15 protein-coding genes and 1 riboswitch are annotated in these 18,635 nt (G+C 51.6%); of the genes, 7 read left to right on the plus strand and 8 right to left on the minus strand.

Annotated features, from left to right (window positions below):
* The first annotated feature begins 88 nt into the window (after positions 1–88).
* The 3 genes from recG to AC4QZR_RS18265 all read left to right on the plus strand — a co-directional run bounded on the left by recG (position 89) and on the right by AC4QZR_RS18265 (position 4,641).
* A complete protein-coding gene (gene recG, locus AC4QZR_RS18255) occupies positions 89–2,185 on the plus strand; it encodes an ATP-dependent DNA helicase RecG (protein WP_494482207.1) in 2,097 nt (698 codons plus the stop codon).
* An 8-nt stretch (positions 2,186–2,193) separates the two neighbouring features.
* Positions 2,194–2,390: riboswitch (cobalamin riboswitch) on the plus strand.
* Positions 2,391–2,618: 228 nt separating this feature from the next.
* Complete coding sequence (locus AC4QZR_RS18260; protein ID WP_494482208.1) at positions 2,619–3,038, plus strand: acyl-CoA thioesterase; 420 nt, start codon at positions 2,619–2,621, stop codon at positions 3,036–3,038.
* Positions 3,039–3,180: 142 nt separating this feature from the next.
* Positions 3,181–4,641 carry a hypothetical protein gene (locus tag AC4QZR_RS18265; RefSeq protein ID WP_494482209.1) on the plus strand — a complete coding sequence of 487 codons (1,461 nt, stop codon included), beginning with the start codon at positions 3,181–3,183 and terminating at the stop codon, positions 4,639–4,641.
* On the opposite strand, the gene AC4QZR_RS18270 is transcribed toward AC4QZR_RS18265, so the two are convergent.
* From AC4QZR_RS18270 to AC4QZR_RS18300, 7 genes are all read right to left on the minus strand, one after another.
* Complete coding sequence (locus AC4QZR_RS18270; RefSeq protein WP_494482210.1) at positions 4,642–5,373, minus strand: glycosyltransferase family 2 protein; 732 nt, start codon at positions 5,371–5,373, stop codon at positions 4,642–4,644. It abuts the gene before it with no gap.
* Between the two features lie 141 nt (positions 5,374–5,514).
* Positions 5,515–7,305, minus strand: coding sequence for an acyl-CoA dehydrogenase FadE (locus AC4QZR_RS18275; protein WP_494482211.1), 1,791 nt, complete (start codon positions 7,303–7,305; stop codon positions 5,515–5,517).
* A 58-nt stretch (positions 7,306–7,363) separates the two neighbouring features.
* Entirely contained in the window at positions 7,364–7,720 is a 357-nt protein-coding gene (locus tag AC4QZR_RS18280; RefSeq protein ID WP_494482212.1) for a four helix bundle protein, read from the minus strand.
* A gap of 33 nt (positions 7,721–7,753) precedes the next feature.
* Complete coding sequence (locus AC4QZR_RS18285) at positions 7,754–8,932, minus strand: thiolase family protein (protein WP_494482213.1); 1,179 nt, start codon at positions 8,930–8,932, stop codon at positions 7,754–7,756.
* 29 nt (positions 8,933–8,961) lie between these two features.
* Positions 8,962–11,364 carry a 3-hydroxyacyl-CoA dehydrogenase/enoyl-CoA hydratase family protein gene (locus AC4QZR_RS18290; RefSeq protein ID WP_494482214.1) on the minus strand — a complete coding sequence of 801 codons (2,403 nt, stop codon included), beginning with the start codon at positions 11,362–11,364 and terminating at the stop codon, positions 8,962–8,964.
* 26 nt (positions 11,365–11,390) lie between these two features.
* The gene (locus tag AC4QZR_RS18295; protein ID WP_494482215.1) at positions 11,391–11,825 is read right to left on the minus strand and encodes a MarR family winged helix-turn-helix transcriptional regulator; all 435 of its coding nucleotides are present in this window, start codon (positions 11,823–11,825) and stop codon (positions 11,391–11,393) included.
* A 229-nt stretch (positions 11,826–12,054) separates the two neighbouring features.
* On the minus strand, positions 12,055–13,812 hold the full coding sequence (locus AC4QZR_RS18300; RefSeq protein ID WP_494482216.1) for an AMP-dependent synthetase/ligase: 1,758 nt from the start codon (positions 13,810–13,812) through the stop codon (positions 12,055–12,057).
* A 242-nt stretch (positions 13,813–14,054) separates the two neighbouring features.
* On the opposite strand from AC4QZR_RS18300, the gene AC4QZR_RS18305 reads away from it, so the two are divergent.
* From AC4QZR_RS18305 to murQ, 4 genes are all read left to right on the plus strand, one after another.
* A complete protein-coding gene (locus AC4QZR_RS18305) occupies positions 14,055–15,206 on the plus strand; it encodes a formimidoylglutamase (protein WP_494482217.1) in 1,152 nt (383 codons plus the stop codon).
* Between the two features lie 108 nt (positions 15,207–15,314).
* On the plus strand, positions 15,315–15,572 hold the full coding sequence (locus AC4QZR_RS18310) for a cytochrome b5 domain-containing protein (RefSeq protein WP_253406421.1): 258 nt from the start codon (positions 15,315–15,317) through the stop codon (positions 15,570–15,572).
* Positions 15,573–15,633: 61 nt separating this feature from the next.
* A complete protein-coding gene (locus AC4QZR_RS18315; RefSeq protein ID WP_494482218.1) occupies positions 15,634–16,494 on the plus strand; it encodes a hypothetical protein in 861 nt (286 codons plus the stop codon).
* Between the two features lie 47 nt (positions 16,495–16,541).
* Positions 16,542–17,360, plus strand: a complete 819-nt coding sequence (murQ, locus tag AC4QZR_RS18320) for an N-acetylmuramic acid 6-phosphate etherase (protein ID WP_494482219.1) — start codon at positions 16,542–16,544, stop codon at positions 17,358–17,360.
* A gap of 84 nt (positions 17,361–17,444) precedes the next feature.
* On the opposite strand, the gene AC4QZR_RS18325 is transcribed toward murQ, so the two are convergent.
* A complete protein-coding gene (locus AC4QZR_RS18325; RefSeq protein WP_494482220.1) occupies positions 17,445–18,527 on the minus strand; it encodes a hypothetical protein in 1,083 nt (360 codons plus the stop codon).
* Between the last annotated feature and the right edge of the window lie 108 nt (positions 18,528–18,635).

Below are 18,635 nucleotides of genomic sequence, written 5' to 3' on the forward strand. Positions count from 1 at the left end.
CCGCCAGCATTTACACCTGTCGGGGCTTTTGCTTATTTTTGTCAGGTATACCTGCTATACCTTATTTACCTAACCTGAGCGGACACCCTTGAACAACTTCTTCCATACCAAGATCGAATTTCTGAAAGGCGTGGGGCCGCAGCGTGCCGAGCTGCTGCAGAAGGAGCTCAACATCTATACCTACGGCGATCTCATCCAGCACTACCCTTTCCGTTACCTCGACCGCACCCAGTTCTACAAAATAGCCGAACTGGACGAGAGCATGCCTTATGTGCAGGTGCGCGGGCGTGTGCGGGGCAAGGAGGTGCTGGGAGAAGGCCGCAAGCAGCGCCTGGCCGCTACACTCGTGGACGAGGACGGCAGCGAGATGGAGCTGGTTTGGTTTAAGGGGGTGAAGTGGATGCAGAAGACGCTGAAAAACCACACCGACTACATTGTGTTTGGCAAACCCACGCAGTTCAACGGCAAGTGGAGCATGGCGCATCCCGAGCTGGAGGAACTGGGCGAGGAAAAACAGACTGCCTCCTTTCTGCAACCGGTATATAACACCACCGAGAAGCTGAAGGCCTTCCGGGTAGAGAGCAAAGTGATTGCCCGCATGATGGAGCTGCTGCTGAAGGTGGCGGAGCCGAACATACACGAAACGTTTTCGCCGGAACTGATAGACCATTACCGCCTGATGAGCAAGCGGGATGCGCTGATCAACATTCACTTTCCGCAGTCAGTGGAGAAGTATAATGCAGCCAAATTTCGCCTCAAGTTCGAAGAGCTCTTTTACATTCAGTTGCGTCTGCTGCGTCAGAAAACGGTGCGTCGTGCCGATCTGGCCGGACAGGTGTTCAGGCAGGTGCCGACTGTTACGGAGTTCTACAAAAACCATATGACCTTCGACCTGACCAATGCGCAGAAGCGGGTCATCAAGGAAATACACAAAGACTTGACGGCCGGCAAGCAAATGAACCGCTTGCTGCAAGGCGACGTAGGCTCGGGCAAAACGATCGTCGCTTTCATCACCATGCTTATCGCGGCCGACAACGGAGCGCAGTCGGTGCTGATGGCCCCAACCGAAATTCTGGCGGATCAGCATTACACCGGCCTCAAGGCATTTGCGGACCGGCTAGGTATAAACATCGGTAAGCTCACCGGCTCCACCAAGACCAAAGACCGTAAAGTGCTGCACGAGCAGCTGCGCTCCGGCGAAATGAAGATGATCGTGGGTACGCATGCACTGCTGGAGGACGTGGTACAGTTCCAGAACCTGGGCCTTTGCATTGTGGATGAGCAGCACCGTTTCGGGGTGGAGCAGCGCTCCAGGCTGTGGCGCAAAAACCCGCGCATCATTCCGCATGTGCTCGTGATGACAGCCACCCCTATACCCCGTACCCTGGCCATGACGCTCTACGGCGATTTGGATGTGTCGGTGATCGATGAGATGCCGGCGGGCCGTAAGGAGATCGTGACTGTGCACCGCTTCGACTCCCACCGCTTGAAGGTGTTCCAGTTCGTGCGTGACCAGATCAAGCTGGGCCGTCAGGTATACATCGTGTACCCGCTCATCGAGGAGTCGGAAGGCATGGACTACAAGGACCTGATGGATGGCTACGAGAGTGTTCGGCGGGCTTTTCCGGAGTACCAGGTGAGCATGGTGCACGGCAAACTGAAGGCGCAGGACAAAGACTACGAGATGCAGCGCTTTGTCAAAAACGAGACGCAGATCATGGTAGCCACTACCGTAATCGAAGTGGGTGTGAACGTGCCGAATGCCTCGGTGATGATCATCGAGAGCGCAGAGCGCTTCGGTCTGTCGCAGCTGCACCAGCTGCGGGGCCGTGTGGGACGTGGCGCGGAGCAGAGCTACTGTATCCTGATGACCGGGTATAAGCTGAGCAAAGACAGCAAGACCCGACTGGAGACGATGGTGCGCACTAACAATGGCTTCGAGATTGCCGACATCGACCTGAAACTGCGCGGACCGGGCGACCTGATGGGCACGCAGCAAAGCGGTGTGCTCGACCTTCTCATCGCCGACCTCGCCAAAGACGCCCCCATTCTTCAGGAGGCGCGTGCGGCCGCGCAACGTGTGCTCAATGAGGATCCTCAGCTGGAGCAGCCACAAAACCAGAACATCATGCGGCACATCAAATCGCTGAGCGTAAATACGGTTAACTGGAGCCGTATCAGTTAAAAATTTCTATCTTTACAACGTTTGGAGGCACCTCGGCCAGGTATAAGCTGAGGTTTAAAAAGGAACCGTGTGAAAATCACGGGCTGACGCGCAACTGTAAATAACACCTAATTGGCTGTCTCAAATTATCCATTGTCCGGAAGAGGATGAGAAGGATGGCAGCCAGGTTATAAGCCAGGAGACTTGCCCCAAATAACTTTACGCATGCTTTCGCGCCTGAAGCCTGTGGTCTGAGAAATTACCCGACTCCTATAGCCGGCCTGGCTTAAAAGAGTCGTAGCCTTTCCTTTCCGCCATTCTACAGCGCCAGCATACAAAGCCACACGACTATGCTGGAGACTTGTTTCATCTTTCCTATACCTCCTTTCCGGGCTACAATCCTTGCAGCGGTCAGCAGTGCATACGTATACCTTATCTTTAAAATTATACTTTTATGAATTTACAAGAACGCATTGCCCAATCGGAGACTCGCATATTCAAGGCCGTTTTCCCGAACACTACCAACCACTACGACACCCTGTTTGGCGGCACAGCCATGCAACTGGGCACAGCCATGCAACTGATGGATGAAGTAGCTTTTATCACGGCTACCCGCTTTTGCCGCAAACGAGTAGTTACTGTATCGTCAGACAGAATAGATTTTACCCAGCCTATACCTGCAGGCACCATTATCGAACTGATCGGGCAGGTAAAGCGCGTAGGAAACACCAGCCTGAAGGTGGAAGTGGAGATCTACATTGAAGAGATGTACTCTGATGTGCGGCTAAAGGCCATCCACGGCAGCTTTACGTTTGTCGCCATCGACGATAAGAAACAACCAGTGTCTGTATTGGAGAGTGAACTTCAGCGTTAAGGCAGGCTATACCTGTTTTTAGGTAATTTGCGTTAAAGGTTTTGTTTGTGCTGGTTCCACGAGAAACAATTTTATCCTATATTCGACCTGTCTATACCTGACGCAGAACATTTTGCTCACTGAAATTTCTAAAACTTATACCTTGAAAACACTTCATTTTTTGCCGTTCCTTTTGCTGGTGGTGCTTTTGGCCTCTACAGATGCCACTGCACAGGGCAGGAAAGCCGCCATACCTTTCACTTACCTTCCTGATAACGCAGAAGACCAGTATAACCAAAGCATCAGTAGCAAGACGCTTCCGCTGGAGGCTGACGGTTTTGTGATCCTCAGTCGAAATAAACCCGGCGAATATGCTATAGAGCGCTACAGTGCCACACTCAAAAAAGCCTGGTCAACTGCGATACCACTTGCTGCCGAAGAAACACTGGAGGCTTTTGCCAAAAACGAGGAAGCGGCACTGGTGGTAACGCACCGTCACGATGAAAAGGGCAACCAGGTGCTGTATGCGCACCGAATAGACCTGCGGAATGGCCAGAAAGACAAACCGGTGCTGTTGCTCGAAGCTCCCGCTGATGCCCGCAAAGCAGGTGTAGCTCTGTCGCCGGATGGCACCAAAATCCTGGCTTATCGCTTTAATGTGACGGGCAACCAGGTGGTGCAAGGTATAAGCGGTAGCCTGTACGACGGCAAACTTCAGAAATTAAAAGACACGAAATACAACCTGAGCGACCTGCGCGGCATTGTGTCGGCCGAGGTGACCGTCAACGATGCCGGCGATCAGTTCATCAGCCTGATTTCTGAAAACATGGAGCGACTGACCGTGCGACAGTATACCCTCAAATCGCCGGTTGCCAAAGGTATGTCGGTGCTGGTAGGTGGCATGTTCGACGGCAAGAAGGTCTACATCATGGACAGTAAGTATGCTTTGCAGCCCAACGGAAATATATATGGCGTGGTGCTCACGGCCGATGAGAAAACAGGCGAGTATTACAGCCTGAAAGCCGTAAAATTTGATTTTGAAAACGAAGACATGGTGTTTGCGGAGGAATTCCGGTTTACGCCAGAATACCTGGCCAGTGTAAACAAGCTGGACCAAAGCGGTGGAGCAAAAGCCAGTCGCCTGGAAGATATCTACCTGACTGACCTGATCCTGACGCCGGAGGAAAAGCTGATTGTGCTGGCCGAGAAAAAATACATGGAAGGTGGCGAGAACTCTCCTTACTATGCCAAAGAGATCCACCTTTTTGCCTACGACCAGTTTATGGGCACAGCCTGGAGCTCTGTGCTGATGAAAAACCAGAAGGCCCCGGCTGACGAAGCTTTTACAGGTATATCGTACCGCTATCACCTGACGGGCAACACACTGAACCTGCTCACCCTGGAAGAACTGGACGGCAAGTATGACCTATACCTGCGCCGCATTGACACCAACACTGGCAAAGCGGAAGCGCCAAAAGCCGCCGGTCTGAATGTAGCAAACGATAAGAACATCGCCTATGTAAAGGATTTCACGACCTGGCTTTCAGAGCGAGATCTGGTAACGGTGGTGCGGCCATCCAAAAAAGCGAATAGCCTGCAACTACGTCGTTTGCAGATCAAGTAATCAAGACACTCTTATACCTGACAGGAAGCGCGACCACTCTTTGGTCGTGCTTTTTTGCTTTTTGAGCTTCCGGGTGAAGGAGCTAAGCTGCACCAGCATGTGCACAAAACCCACATAGTCCACGATCTCAACATACATCTTAAACTCCCTCCGGGAACCCTCCAGCACTCCAAGCTTGTCTACTTTGTAGGTGTTCATGGCTGACCAGGGAATCCAGCGCACCCGTTTGCGTCGCTTGATCATATAGCGGTTAATGGCGACCTCCAGTTGGTAACGTGCCACGGGTTGGGCCAGCACCTCCTCCAGATCACTCCGCCGCAAGAGCCGCTCGCCTGACAGCAATATATCGCTGCGATACCAGCGCACAAACCAGGGCGACCGGATACGGCGCAGGATGAGCATATCGACTTTTGTAGTATTTTGAAAGGCATGAATGGCCTTTTCAAGCTCAGTACCATCTAACTCCTGCAGATCGGCGTCCATCAGGAGCACCTGCTCGTGCTGCACAAACTGGAGTCCATACTGTATGGCAGCGGCCTTTCCCCGGTTCTGGCTGAGGCGTATGACCTGTACACTTGGCCATTGCTGCCTTACCATGGTAGCCGTGCTGTCAGAAGACCCGTCATCCACACATATTACCTGCTGTATGCCATTTACATTGGTCACCACATCTAATACTGCCGCAATGCGGTCCTGTTCGTTATAACATGGAATAAGGCATGCTACCCCCATATGCTCTGATTATATTAATGCTTCGGTATTCGGGTATGTTTACGCACGATTAATCATTAAGTCACCAGAAGGTAACCCAATTAAACAAAAAGGCTGCCCCCTACGGAGACAGCCTTTCTTAAACTATAGATTTGTCAGAATCTAGTACACAAATTCGTTTGCCTCGATCATAGAAGCTGCAATGCGGCGGCGGGCTTCTTTGGTATTGTAGAGGTCTTTCTTGGTGAAGCGCTTCAGGCCCATGAACAACAGGCGCTGCTCGTCACCCTCCACCATAGAGGCAATAGCGTCTTTACCGGCCAGGAAGGCAGTATCCACGGCATCGTTCACGGTCACGCGCACAATGTCGATCTGATTGGCCACGGCATCCTCACCTTTCATACCTACCAGTTTCTCTACACGCAGCAGTGTTGACTCCGCCACGTAAGTTTTGATAGCCATATCGGCGATGTTCATCAAGATTTCCTGCTCTTTGGCCAATGAGTTCATGTACTTTTGCACTGCCGTACCCGCCACCATCAAGATCGCTTTCTTCAGGTTACGGATCGCTTTGTGCTCTGCAGCAAACAGGCCTTCTTCTTCCTCACCGAAATCAGGTATAGCCATCAGTTCGTTTTGCACGTTTTGCGCAGGTCCCATCAAATCTAACTCGCCGTTCATAGCCTTTTTCAGGATCATGTCTACGGTAAGCATGCGGTTGATCTCGTTGGTGCCCTCAAAGATGCGGTTGATGCGTGAATCGCGGTAGGCGCGGTCCATTGGGTAGTCGGCTGAGAAGCCGTAGCCACCGTAGATCTGCACGCCTTCGTCCACCACGTAGTCCAGTACTTCAGAACCTTCTACTTTCAGGATGGCACACTCCACGGCAAATTCGCGGGCTGCTCCCAGCATGGCTTCGTTCTCGCCTTTGCCGGCAGCCAGCAACTCCTGCTCTTTGCGATAGATGTCCATACCGCAGCGGTATAGAGCTGACTCCACAGCATAGATGCGGATGGCCTGCTCTGCCAGTTTGTAGCGTATAGCTCCAAATTTAGAGATTGGCAATTTGAACTGCTGGCGCTCGTTAGCATATTTCACCGACAGGTCTGCCACTTTTTTAGCGGCTCCCAAGGTAGCAGCGCAAAGTTTGATACGACCAATGTTCAGGATGTTGAAAGCGATCAGGTGACCTTTGCCGATCTCACCCAACACGTTCTCTTTCGGCACTTCGCAGTCCGACAGGAACACCTGGCGCGTAGAAGAACCTTTGATACCCATCTTGTGCTCCTCGTTGCCAAGGCTCAGTCCCGGGTAGTTTTTCTCTACAATGAAGCCTGTGAACTTGTCGCCGTCTACCTGCGCAAACACAATAAACACATCGGCAAAGCCAGCGTTTGTGATCCACATTTTCTGACCGTTCAGGATATAATGCGTACCGGCTTCGTTCAATACAGCTTTGGTTTTGGCTGCCAGGGCGTCAGAACCAGAACCCGGCTCAGTGAGGCAATAAGCTGCCGCCCATTCGCCTGAAGTCAATTTCGGCAGATAATTCGCTTTCTGCTCATCTGTACCGAAGTACAGGATTGGCAGCATACCTATACCTGTGTGTGCCGCAAAAGCCACCGGGAAGGAGTGTCCACCACCTACTGATTCTGTTACAAGAAGCGAAGTGTTAAAGTCCATGTTCAGACCACCGTACTGCTCCGGCATGGATACAGCAAACAGTCCAAGCTCTCCAGCTTTTTTCATCAGGCCTTCCATCAGACCTTCTTCGTGGTTGTCGAGGCGCTCGAGTAGCGGGTTCACTTCTTCGCGCACAAAGTCCAGACAGGTCTGCGCCATCATGCGTTGCTCCTCGCTAAACTCGGCAGGTATAAACACGTCCTGCGGATTCGTTTCTTTGATCAAAAATTCACCACCGCGTACGGTAGTTGCTTTATTTTGGGTTTCCATGGTATTTAGATTTTTTGATTTTTTGACAAAGGACAAAAGACTCTTTATCCATAAATATTCAATCTTTAAGTCGATCCTGTAGATTACTAATCTTCTTCTCAAGACTATGAAGCAACTTGAGCAAACCATTAAGACTATCTTCGGACAGGTAGCCAAACTCTTTCGACAATATTAATTGTGTTTCCACCTCGTAAGCTGATCCTAAAGCTATACCTAGAAAATTTCGAAAGTCTTTGTTTGTACTTCGAGCTGAGCCTTCTGCAATGTTTGAGGCAATAGATACAACAGCGCGATTAATCTGGCTTGTTAGTGCATACTTTTCGTAATCAGGGAACTTTCTAGATTGAAAGTATACTTCTTTCGCAATAGCTATGGCCTCCTGCCATACTTTTAGTTCCCTGAAATTATGCTTCATCTTATGTCCTTTGTCAAATAGTCTTTTGTCAAGTTATTTGAGTAATTCATAGATGCCGGCTACACCCTGACCGCCGCCAACGCAGGCTGTCACAATGCCATGCTTGCCACCTGTGCGGCGCAGGTCACTAAAGAGCTGCACGCTCAGCTTGGCACCAGAGCAACCAAGCGGGTGACCCAAGGCAATAGCACCACCGTTGATGTTCAGTTTGGCTGGATCGAACTCCAGATGGCGCATGACGGCGATAGACTGAGCCGCGAAGGCCTCGTTCATCTCGATCAGGTCGATGTCGTTGAGGGTCATGCCAGCCATTTTCAGGGCTTTCGGAACGGCGGCGATCGGACCCATACCCATAATGCGTGGATCCACACCGCCAGTGCCGTAGCTTACCAGGCGTGCTATTGGCTCCAGGTTCAGCTCCTTCACCATACGCTCGCTCATCACGACCACAAAAGCCGCTCCGTCTGAGGTTTGAGACGAGTTGCCAGCCGTTACCGAACCACCAGCAGCAAACACAGGCTTCAGACGTGCCAGCGCCTCCATAGACGTATCAGCGCGAGGGCCTTCGTCCGTATCTACTACATAAGACCGGGTTTTCTTCTTGCCGTTCTCGTCCACATAAGTTTCCTCTACCGTGATCGGCACGATCTGGTCTTTGAAGTAGCCGTTTTTGATGGCGTTTATTGCTTTCTGGTGCGAGTTAAAAGCAAATTCATCCTGGTCTTCACGTGAAACACTGTAGTCGGCGGCCACTGCCTCCGCTGTCAGGCCCATGCTCAGGTACCAATCAGGGTTGTTTTTCGAGATGTTGTAGTTCGGCACAGTCTTCCAACCCGCCGTCGGCACCATCGACATCGACTCGGTACCGCCCGCAATAATACAGTCGGCCATACCTGCCGCGATGCGGTTGCTGGCAATAGCGATGGTCTCGACACCCGATCCGCAGTAGCGGTTCACAGTCATACCGGATACCGACATCGGCAGCGCCAGTAAAGACACCATACGGCCGATCTGCAGGCCTTGCTCCGCTTCCGGCACGGCATTACCCACAATTAGGTCATCTACGCGCTCCGGGTCAAGGGCAGGCACTGAAGCCAAAAGATGTTTGATAACGTCAGCGGCCAGGTCATCGGGTCTGGTGAACCGGAAGCCCCCGCGCCCGGCTTTGCCTACTGCGCTACGAAATCCGGCTACGATATATGCGTTGTTCATTTTGATGCTCTTTATAGTTTATACTAAACTTAATTTCTCAGCGGCTTGCCCGTGGTCAGGATGCTTTGGATACGCTCAAGTGTTTTGCGCTCGCCAGTCAGCGACAGGAAAGCTTCGCGCTCCAGATCCAGCAGGTATTGCTCACTCACCTCGGTCGGGGCCGACAGATCGCCGCCGCACATCACGTAGGCCAGTTTGTGCGATATTTTTTGGTCATGCTCCGAAATGTAGCGTCCGCTCACCATGGCGTTAGCTCCCGTCAGGAACATACCTAAAGCGCCTTTACCCTGTACCTTGATGTTGGTCTTTTTAGCCGGCTGCGTATACCCTGCCTCCGCCAGACGAATGGCCTGCGCCTTTGCGTCTGCGATCAGCCGGTTGCTGTTGAGAGTAATGGCATCGCCTTGTCGCATAAAGCCCAGATCGAAGGCCTCTTTCGCTGAAGTTGACACCTTGGCCATACCTATGTTCAGGTAGATATTTTTGAGCGTGTTGTACTCAATGTCGCCGTCTTCGTACATCTCGGCTGCGCGGAGCGTCATTTCTTTGGTACCACCGCCGCCAGGTATAAGGCCTACGCCAAACTCCACCAGACCCATGTAAGTCTCAGCGGCAGCCTGCACGTGATCGCAATGCAGGTTGAGTTCACAACCACCACCCAGCGTAAGGCCGTGCGGCGCGCCTACTACAGGTATAGCAGAGTAGCGCATGCGCATCATCGTGTTCTGGAACTGGCGGATGATCATGTTTAGTTCATCATAATCCTGATCCAGCGCATACATATAGATAAGTCCCACGTTGGCACCGGCAGAGAAATTGGCACCCTGGTTACTCACTACCATCCCACGGAAATCCTTCTCGGCAAGCTCTATACCTTTGTTCAGCGCCATGATCACATCGCCACCGATGGTGTTCATTTTGGTGTGAAACTCCACATTCAGGATACCATCACCGAGGTCAATCAAGGTTGCTCCTGTGTTTTTCCACACCACGTTGTTACTGCGCATGTTGTCGAGAATGATGAAGTTCTCGGCACCAGGTATAGCTTTGTATTCTTTGCTCTGGATGTCGTAATAGCGGCGGTTGCCGTTCTCCACGATGTAGAAAGACTCTTTACCGTTATTGAGCATCTCCTCTACCCAGGCCGCTGGCTGGTAACCAGCCTCAATCATGCGCTGTACTCCTTCGCGGGCACCGATCACATCCCAGTACTCAAACGGACCCAGTTCCCAGCCAAAGCCGGCACGCATGGCGTCATCGATGCGGTATAACTCGTCAGAAATTTCAGGTATACGGTTGCTCACGTACTGGAACAGCCCAAAGAGAGACTCGTTGAGGAATTGCGCAGCCTTATCGCTTTGCTTGGAGAAGGCTTTTACCCGCTTCTTCAGGTCTTCGATCGGCTTAAGCACTTCGAGGCTCTGGAATTTTGCACGCTGCTTCGGCCCGTACTCCATTGTGTTCAGGTCGAGCGTCAGAATCTCAGTCTTGCCTTTGGCGTCTTTGGTCTTTTTGTAGAAACCCTGCCCGGTCTTGTCGCCCAGCCATTTGTTTTCTACCATCTTCTGCAGGTAATCCGGCAGCTTAAACAGCTCGCGCGATTCGTCCTGCTCGCCGGTCTGGTACAGGCCGTTGGCAACGTTTGCCAGGGTATCCAGGCCCACCACATCCAGCGTGCGGAAAGTAGCAGATTTCGGACGACCGATAATCGGGCCAGAGATACGGTCCACTTCGTCCACGTTCAGGCCGAGCTTGCTCATCACCTGCAGGCCTTGCATGATAGCGTAGATACCTACCCGGTTTGCAATGAAAGCCGGCGTGTCTTTAGCCAGTACCGTGGTCTTGCCCAGGTATAGGTCGCCGTAGTGCATTAGGAAGTCAACCACACTTTGGTCGGTTTCCGGTGTAGGTATAATTTCTAAGAGTTTAAGGTAGCGCGGCGGGTTGAAGAAGTGCGTACCGCAGAAGTGTTTTCTGAAGTCATCGGAACGACCTTCCAGCATCATATGGATCGGTATACCTGATGTGTTGGAGGTGATCAGGGTGCCTGGCTTGCGATGTTGCTCCACCTGGTCAAAGACCGTTTTCTTGATTTTCAGGTTCTCCACCACTACCTCAATAGTCCAGTCGGCGGTAGCGATCTCCTTCATGTTGTCCTCAAAGTTGCCCGTCTGGATAAGGCGGGCGTCGGACTTGCGGTAGAGGGGCGATGGGTTAGAGTTGATAGCGGCTTGCAGCGCAGTGTTCACAATGCGGTTGCGGACGTGCTTGCTTTCCAGCGTGAGCCCTTTTTTCTCTTCGTCGGGAGTCAGCTCGCGCGGCACGATGTCGAGCAGCAACACCTGCACGCCAATGTTGGCAAAGTGGCAGGCAATGCGGGAGCCCATTACGCCGGAACCCAGCACGGCTACTTTCTTAATAATTCTTTTCATAGAAAAAGCTTGATGGTCTACTATGGTTAGAAAATCTCTTTATTTTCGATCATGCTGATGATGCGCTCAGACACCCGGAAAAAAATATCAAGTTCTTCCTGGGGTATAGCCGCCTGCACTTTGTGGTTAAAATGCAGCACTGTACGGCGCGACACCTCTTTTTTCTCGAGCCCCTTCTCCGTCAGGAAAATCCGCACCAGCCGCTTGTCCTTGTCGTCCGACACTTTATAGATAAGGCCTTTCTCCTCCATGCTCTTCAGGATGCGGGTCAGGCTACGCGCCTCCAGCCCAAGCAAAGGGGCTATTTTAGTGGCGGGAGTTCCTGTCTCCTGGTTGATGTTGAGTAATACGAATCCTATGGAAGTGGTAATGTCGTTTTTGGCAGCCTCTGTATTATACATACGCGAGATAGCATGCCAACATACCTTTACATTATAATCTACGGTCTCTTCAGGCTTCATGCATTATAGTGTTTATACCAAATATATAAAATAATGTTATGCAAGCATACCATTTTAAGAAAAATATTAATTCCCCATCCGCTTTCGCTCACGAAAGCGGATTACGTGCTATAGTACCTTTTGCTCTAGTTTATGTATAATCCGGAGAATGGTTACAAACAAAAAACCCTTTCCGGCCGGGAAAGGGTTTTTTGTTATTCAGACGGTCTACCGTTTATTTTGGAATCGATTAATACATGCTGTCGATTTCTTTCTGGTAGTTGGCCGTAATGTTCTTGCGCTTCACTTTCAGGGTTGGTGTCAGCTCGCCGCTTTCTACGGTCCACATATTCGGTACGAGCGTGAACTTCTTGATGGTCTCGTACTGCGCCAGGCCTTCGTTCGTCTTCTCTATCTCACGCTTATACTTTTCCAGAATCTCTGGTTTCTTTATCATATCGGCATCAGAGGTATACGGTATACCTTTGTGAGCGCACCAGTCCTGCAGGCCCAGGAACGAAGGCACGATGAGCGCGGCGGCGTACTTTTGTCCGGCACCTACCACCATGGCCTGCTCAATCACCACTGACTCCTTCAGCTTGTTCTCGATTGGTTGCGGTGCCACATACTTGCCACCCGACGTCTTGAACATTTCTTTCTTGCGGTCCGTGATCTTTATATACTTGCCGTCTACCAGTTCCCCAATGTCACCGGTATGGAACCAGCCTTCAGCATCGATCACTTCAGCCGTCAGGTCTGGCTTTTTGTAATAGCCTTTCATTACGTGCGGTCCGCGGGTGAGGATCTCGCCGTCCTCTGCAATTTTCACTTCCACACCGTCAATCGGCAGGCCAACGGTGCCAATCGCATTATTTTCCGGCTCAAAACGGTTCACAGCGATTACGGGAGAGGTTTCTGTTAATCCATAGCCTTCCATCACGCGGATGTTGGCCGACCAGAACACGCGCGCCAGACGTGGCTGCAGCGCAGCGCCACCCGAAACGATCGCAATAATGTTGCCGCCCAGCGCCTCGCGCCACTTACTGAAGATCAACTTATTGGCCAGTTCGAGCTGTTTGTTGTACCACCAACCTTTGTCTTCGCGGGTATCGTACTCGAGACCGAGCTCCAGCGCCCAGAAGAACAGCTTGCGCTTCACGCCGGTCAGTTCCATACCTTTGGCCACGATCTTGTCATATACCTTCTCAAGCAGACGCGGCACCGTAGTGAACACATGCGGCTGCACTTCTTTCAGGTTGTCGGCCACTTTCTCGATACTCTCGGCATAGTAGATGGACACCCCGATGCGCATGTATAAATAAAGGAGCATGCGTTCGAAAATGTGGCAAAGCGGCAGGAAGCTCAGCGCGCGATGGTGCTGGTTAACCGGCACATAAGGTAGTGTGCCCGTTACGTTGCTGATAATGTTGTTATTGGTCAGCATCACCCCTTTCGGGTTGCCGGTTGTTCCGGAGGTATAGATAATGGTCAGGACATCGTCAGGCGAAACAGCCGCTTTCATCGGTTCAAGTTTCGCCACATCTTCTCCTTCAGCCATTTTCACTACTTCTTTCCAGTGCCTGGCGCCGTGTATCTCGTCGAAGGTATAGATTTCTTTGATGCTTTCCATCCCCTCGGTAGCTGCCACCACTTTGTTGTAAAGTTCAGCGTCAGACACAAACACCGCCTTCACCTCCGCATCGTTGAAGATGTAGCGGTAATCTTCTACAGTAATGGTCGGGTACATTGGCACGCTGATAGCACCTATCTGCTGGATACCGAAGTCAGCGAACACCCACTCCGGACGATTCAGGGAAATGATGGCTACTTTATCGCCTTTGCCTATACCTAGCTTCAGCAGACCAAGACTCACCTTGTTGGCCATGTCCTGCACGTCCTGCGTGCTGTATTTAATCCATTGTCCGTTAACTTTTGTGGCAAGACAGTCGGGCTGAGGCAGATTTTGCAACTGAAAAGGCAGCAGATCCAGGGCGCGGGTTACATTCATGGTGATTGCTTAGGTTAGTGTCAGTCTTATGTAGGGCAGTATGCTTAATGGCACAACATCGGCCATGCCTGCGTTCTTTAGTGCATTTTAACTATTTTTTTCTGAAATTTCTATACCTGCCTGCACAAATATTTGTCAATCCTTATATTGATAGCACTTTTTACACTAAAAAGTTATACTTAGCTAAAAGGCGCTCGCAAAAGCTGCATTTTTGCTATATTTGACCTTCCTGATACTGTTGTATGAATCTTTCTATTTTCTTCGAGCCTCTGAATGAGGACGTCTTTGCGCTGCTCGACAAGCCGCGCACGCTCGGTGCCTACATCGGCCGCTTCACAGGCAAATTCCCGGATTGGCGCTCCGCCGATATTGCCCTGATCGGTGTAAATGAAACCCGTGGACGGGGAGAAGAGACAGAATCAGAGGTGTTTCCGGCCCGAGCCGTGCGTAAAAAACTCTACAGCCTGCACAAAGGAACCGGCCGCTGCAACATAGTAGACTTAGGCAACCTGCGCTCAGGTATAACGCTCGATGACACTTATTTGCGCCTGAAAGAGATTGTGGAAATTCTTATTTCGCACAACACCATACCTGTCATCATTGGTGGTTCGCATGATCTGGAGTATGGGCAGTACATGGGCTACGAGCACCTGGATCGCGCCGTGAATATGGTGACCGTAGACAGCAGCGTGGACATGAGCGAAGACAATGATGTGCCCACCAACAAAAAGCAACTGCACCAGATTCTGATGCACGAACCCAACTACCTCTTCAGCCTGGGGCAGATTGGCTACCAGTCGTACCTGGTGGACCCGGAGGTGATGGCTACCTTTGAGAAGCTTCACTTTGAGGCTTACCGTGTGGGCGAGGTGCACCGCAGCCTGCAGGAAATGGAGCCCGTTGTGCGCCAGGCCGACCTGCTCACCTTCGATATTTCCGCTATCCGCCATCAGGATGCACCGGGCTATACCCCGGCCAATCCGTTTGGGCTCACCGGCGAGGAGGCCTGCCAACTGTGCTGGTATGCGGGCCTGAGTGACCAGATGACATCGCTGGGAATTTATGAATATGAACCGGAACAGGATGGACAAGAGCTGACGGCCATGACGATTGCTACCATGGTCTGGTACTTCATCGAGGGATTCTACCACCGCAAGCACGAAATAGAGTTCAGCTCCAGCAAGTTTACAAAATATGCTGTGGCCTTCAACGACGCTCCCGACCGCATGACATTCTTTAAAAGCAAAGTGAGTGAAAAGTGGTGGATGGAGGTGGAGCCTCTTTCAAGTGAGAAGAGCCCACGCATTGTGCCCTGCAGTTACGAAGACTATCTGCAGGCCATTAAAGGCGAAGTGCCCAACCGCTGGATACTGACACAGGCCCGTATCGGCTAAAACTCAGGGGTCGAACAAAGAAACAAACCTGATTCTGCTCCGTTTGCCCCAATCACTAAGGCAGTATTATTATATTTGCAATCCAGGTCCTCTGGGACCTGCCATTAAATGGAAGAAAATCTCCCGGAATATACCCTGCAACAGCTCGCCCTGCGCAATGGCCAGGACCGTGACGATGTGTGGGTAGCCTACAAGGGGCTGATCTACGACGTAAAAAAATCGAGGCTCTGGCGGAGCGGCAACCATTACGAACACTGGGCCGGGCAGGATCTGACCGAGGAACTAAAGGACGCCCCGCATACCGAATATGTGTTTGACAAATTTGAGGTGATCGGACTAGTCAAAAACTCAGTATACCGAAAATAAAGCAGAGGGAGTTTGTCAGCATGGCAGGCAGGCTCCTGATCAACTATAATTTACCAATATTATGATTCTGATAGCTGACAGCGGTGCTACCAAAACAGACTGGCGCACCATTGATGTCGACAACGAGTACGAACAGGTCACCACCACTGGCATCAGCCCCCAGTACCTGGATACTGACAAGATCTACACCATTTTTGAGGCTGAGCTGCTGCCTCAGCTAAAAGAGAGAAACATCAGCGCCATTTACTACTATGGCACCGGCTGCAGCTCCCCTGAGCGTAACAGACGTGTGGAAGATGCCCTGAGCCGTGCCTTCCCAGGTATACCTAACTACGTGGACCACGACCTGCTGGCAGCTGCGCGCGCGCTGTGCGGTCACAAGCCAGGTATAGCCTGTATCCTGGGCACAGGCTCCAACTCCTGCCTCTACGATGGCAAGAACATCATCGACAACGTGACTTCGCTGGGTTTCCTGATGGGGGACGAAGGAAGTGGCGCCTATTTAGGCAAACTCCTGATCAAAGCCTACATGTACCGCGAGCTGCCTGAAGAGCTGGCGACTTCACTTACAAACAGGTATAACCTCACCAAGAACGGCATTCTGGATGCGGTGTACGGCTCCGACATACCCAGCCAGTACCTGGCGACTTTTGCCAAGTTCATGCACGAGAAGCGCAAGAATCCGGTGATCAAGGAAATGATTTACGAGAACTTTGAGGAGTTCTTCGAGCGCCATGTGAGCAAGTACGAGGGCTTCGGCGAACTGCCCGTAAACTTTGTCGGATCTATCGCGTTTCATTTTGCAGACACGCTTAAGCTGGTGGCAAAGAAATACGGCTGCCACATTGGGGTCATCATCTCTAGCCCGAGCGAAGGCCTGATCAAGTACCACCAGGAGCTGCTCAAAATGCAGAATGCCTAAGCGGACGTATACTTATTTTCTGAAATCAAATTTGACTTACCACCACAGTGTCTACTACCGAATCCGACTCACTTTACAATAAATTAGAGCAAATGCCTGTGCACGAGTTGCTCACCTGCATTAACCAGGAAGACAAAAGTGTGCCCATAGCCGTTGAGCGGGTAATTCCGCATATTGAAACCTTGGTGAACGCCACTGTAGAACTTCTCCGCGAGGGTGGCCGGCTCTTCTACATTGGAGCAGGCACCAGCGGACGCCTCGGCATTCTGGACGCATCAGAATGCCCTCCCACATACGGTGTGCCGCATGGCATGGTCATTGGCATAATTGCAGGTGGCGATGGCGCTATCCGGAAGGCGGTGGAGTTTGCAGAGGATGACACCAAACAAGCCTGGAAAGACCTGCAGGAGCATACCATCACGGATAAAGACATGGTGGTAGGTATAGCCGCATCGGGCACAACACCTTATGTGGTGGGTGGCCTAGAAGCTTGCCGTCGTGCAGGTATAGCCACCGGCTGTATCGTGTGCAATGCCAATAGCCCCGTGGCTGCCGTTGCCGACTATCCTGTAGAAGTGATCACCGGGCCGGAATTTGTGACGGGTAGCACCCGCATGAAAGCCGGTACCGCCCAGAAACTCGTGCTCAACATGCTCACCACAGCTACCATGATTCAGCTCGGCCACGTGAGAGGGAACAAAATGGTAGACATGCAGCTATCCAACACGAAGCTGGTAGAACGTGGCACTCGCATGCTGATGGACGAATTGCAGCTGGCAAAACCAAAGGCTGCTGCTCTACTCAAGAAGTACGGCAGCGTACGCGCCGCCATCGAGGCCTACCGCAATGGCAATGCTATTTCATAAAGCCTATACCTAAAAAACAGATCGGCCTGCCAGCATAAGAAAACGCTGGCAGGCCGATCTGTTTTGGTAAACGTCTGGAAATAGCTAATCCAATATGGCCATGCTCTCTACCAGTACTTTCGCGGCTTCTTTGCTCGGCACTTTGTAATTGATCACCGCCCAGTCATAGCCTAGCTTAAAGCGATCATCTTTTATAGCGTACCGCATCTTCTCGCGGTAGTCGGCTACAGGTTCCAGACCAAGTTCCTGGCGAAGCTCGTTCGCCTTTGCCTCTTCCTCCTCACTCATACGCTGCACCAGGTAGCGGCTCGACAGGTCCCCAAATTCCTTGTCATCCTTGCAGTCTTCCGGTTTATTACAAATGACGCGGGCCAGCACTTTGGACCGGTATAGGTTCTTGCCCTGCTGCTGGTCCATCAGGTAGGCAGCTGCATGCGGGTCGAGCTTGCCCTCCTGCACTGCCTGGGTGAGCACCGTCTTGAAATCAAATCCGTTTCGGGCAGTGGTCTGCCTTTGAATCACGATGCTAAAGCGGGGCAACACCTCCAGCGTGTCGGGCAATCCAATCAGATCCTCTCCCGGATAGCCGTGCTTGCTGACCCAGGCCAGCAGTCTTTTCACGTTGTCAGCCTCTATTTTCCGGATCGTATCGGCATGAACGCGCAGGCCTCCTTTCGCCTGGCGGAAGAACTGATCCCGTGCCCAGAGTTCGTCCAAGTCAGCACGCAGGTCGATGTTCGTGTTCTCCCGGAAGGCTTTGCGGCGCTTCGGGTACTTTTTGACAAACTTCTTCCAGCCTTTGTGAGCTCTCAGGGTATCAAGCGCCTCCTGCTGCTCCAGGTATTCCAGCGACACCCCTTTTTCTACCAGCTTCTCCAAATAATTTATACCTTGTTTTCCGTGCCCGGTGAGCCCCGCGCATACGGCCGCATTGTAGTAGTCGCGGGCAAAACCATGTGGCACGGCTGCAAAAGCCTGTTGGTATACCTGCAGGGCGCCTTCGTAGTCTTTCGCCATCACCAGCCGTTCGGCTTTGTTGATGTGGGGGTGGTAGTCTTTGGTATAATCTGCCTTGGCTACTGCCTGGGCACTAAAACTCAGCATGGCCAGCAGGAAGAGTATAGCACCCGCAGGCTTAAAAAATTTGGATCTGAATGTGAACTGCATAGAAGATGGGTGGTGTTTTCAGTTGGAACGTGCCATGTTATAACGTATTCAGGAAAGCCTTAGCATATACAGTGGCTATTTTGTACCCGCTTATACCTGCATCGGCAC

This window comes from Pontibacter sp. YIM B11418 (assembly GCF_059278805.1).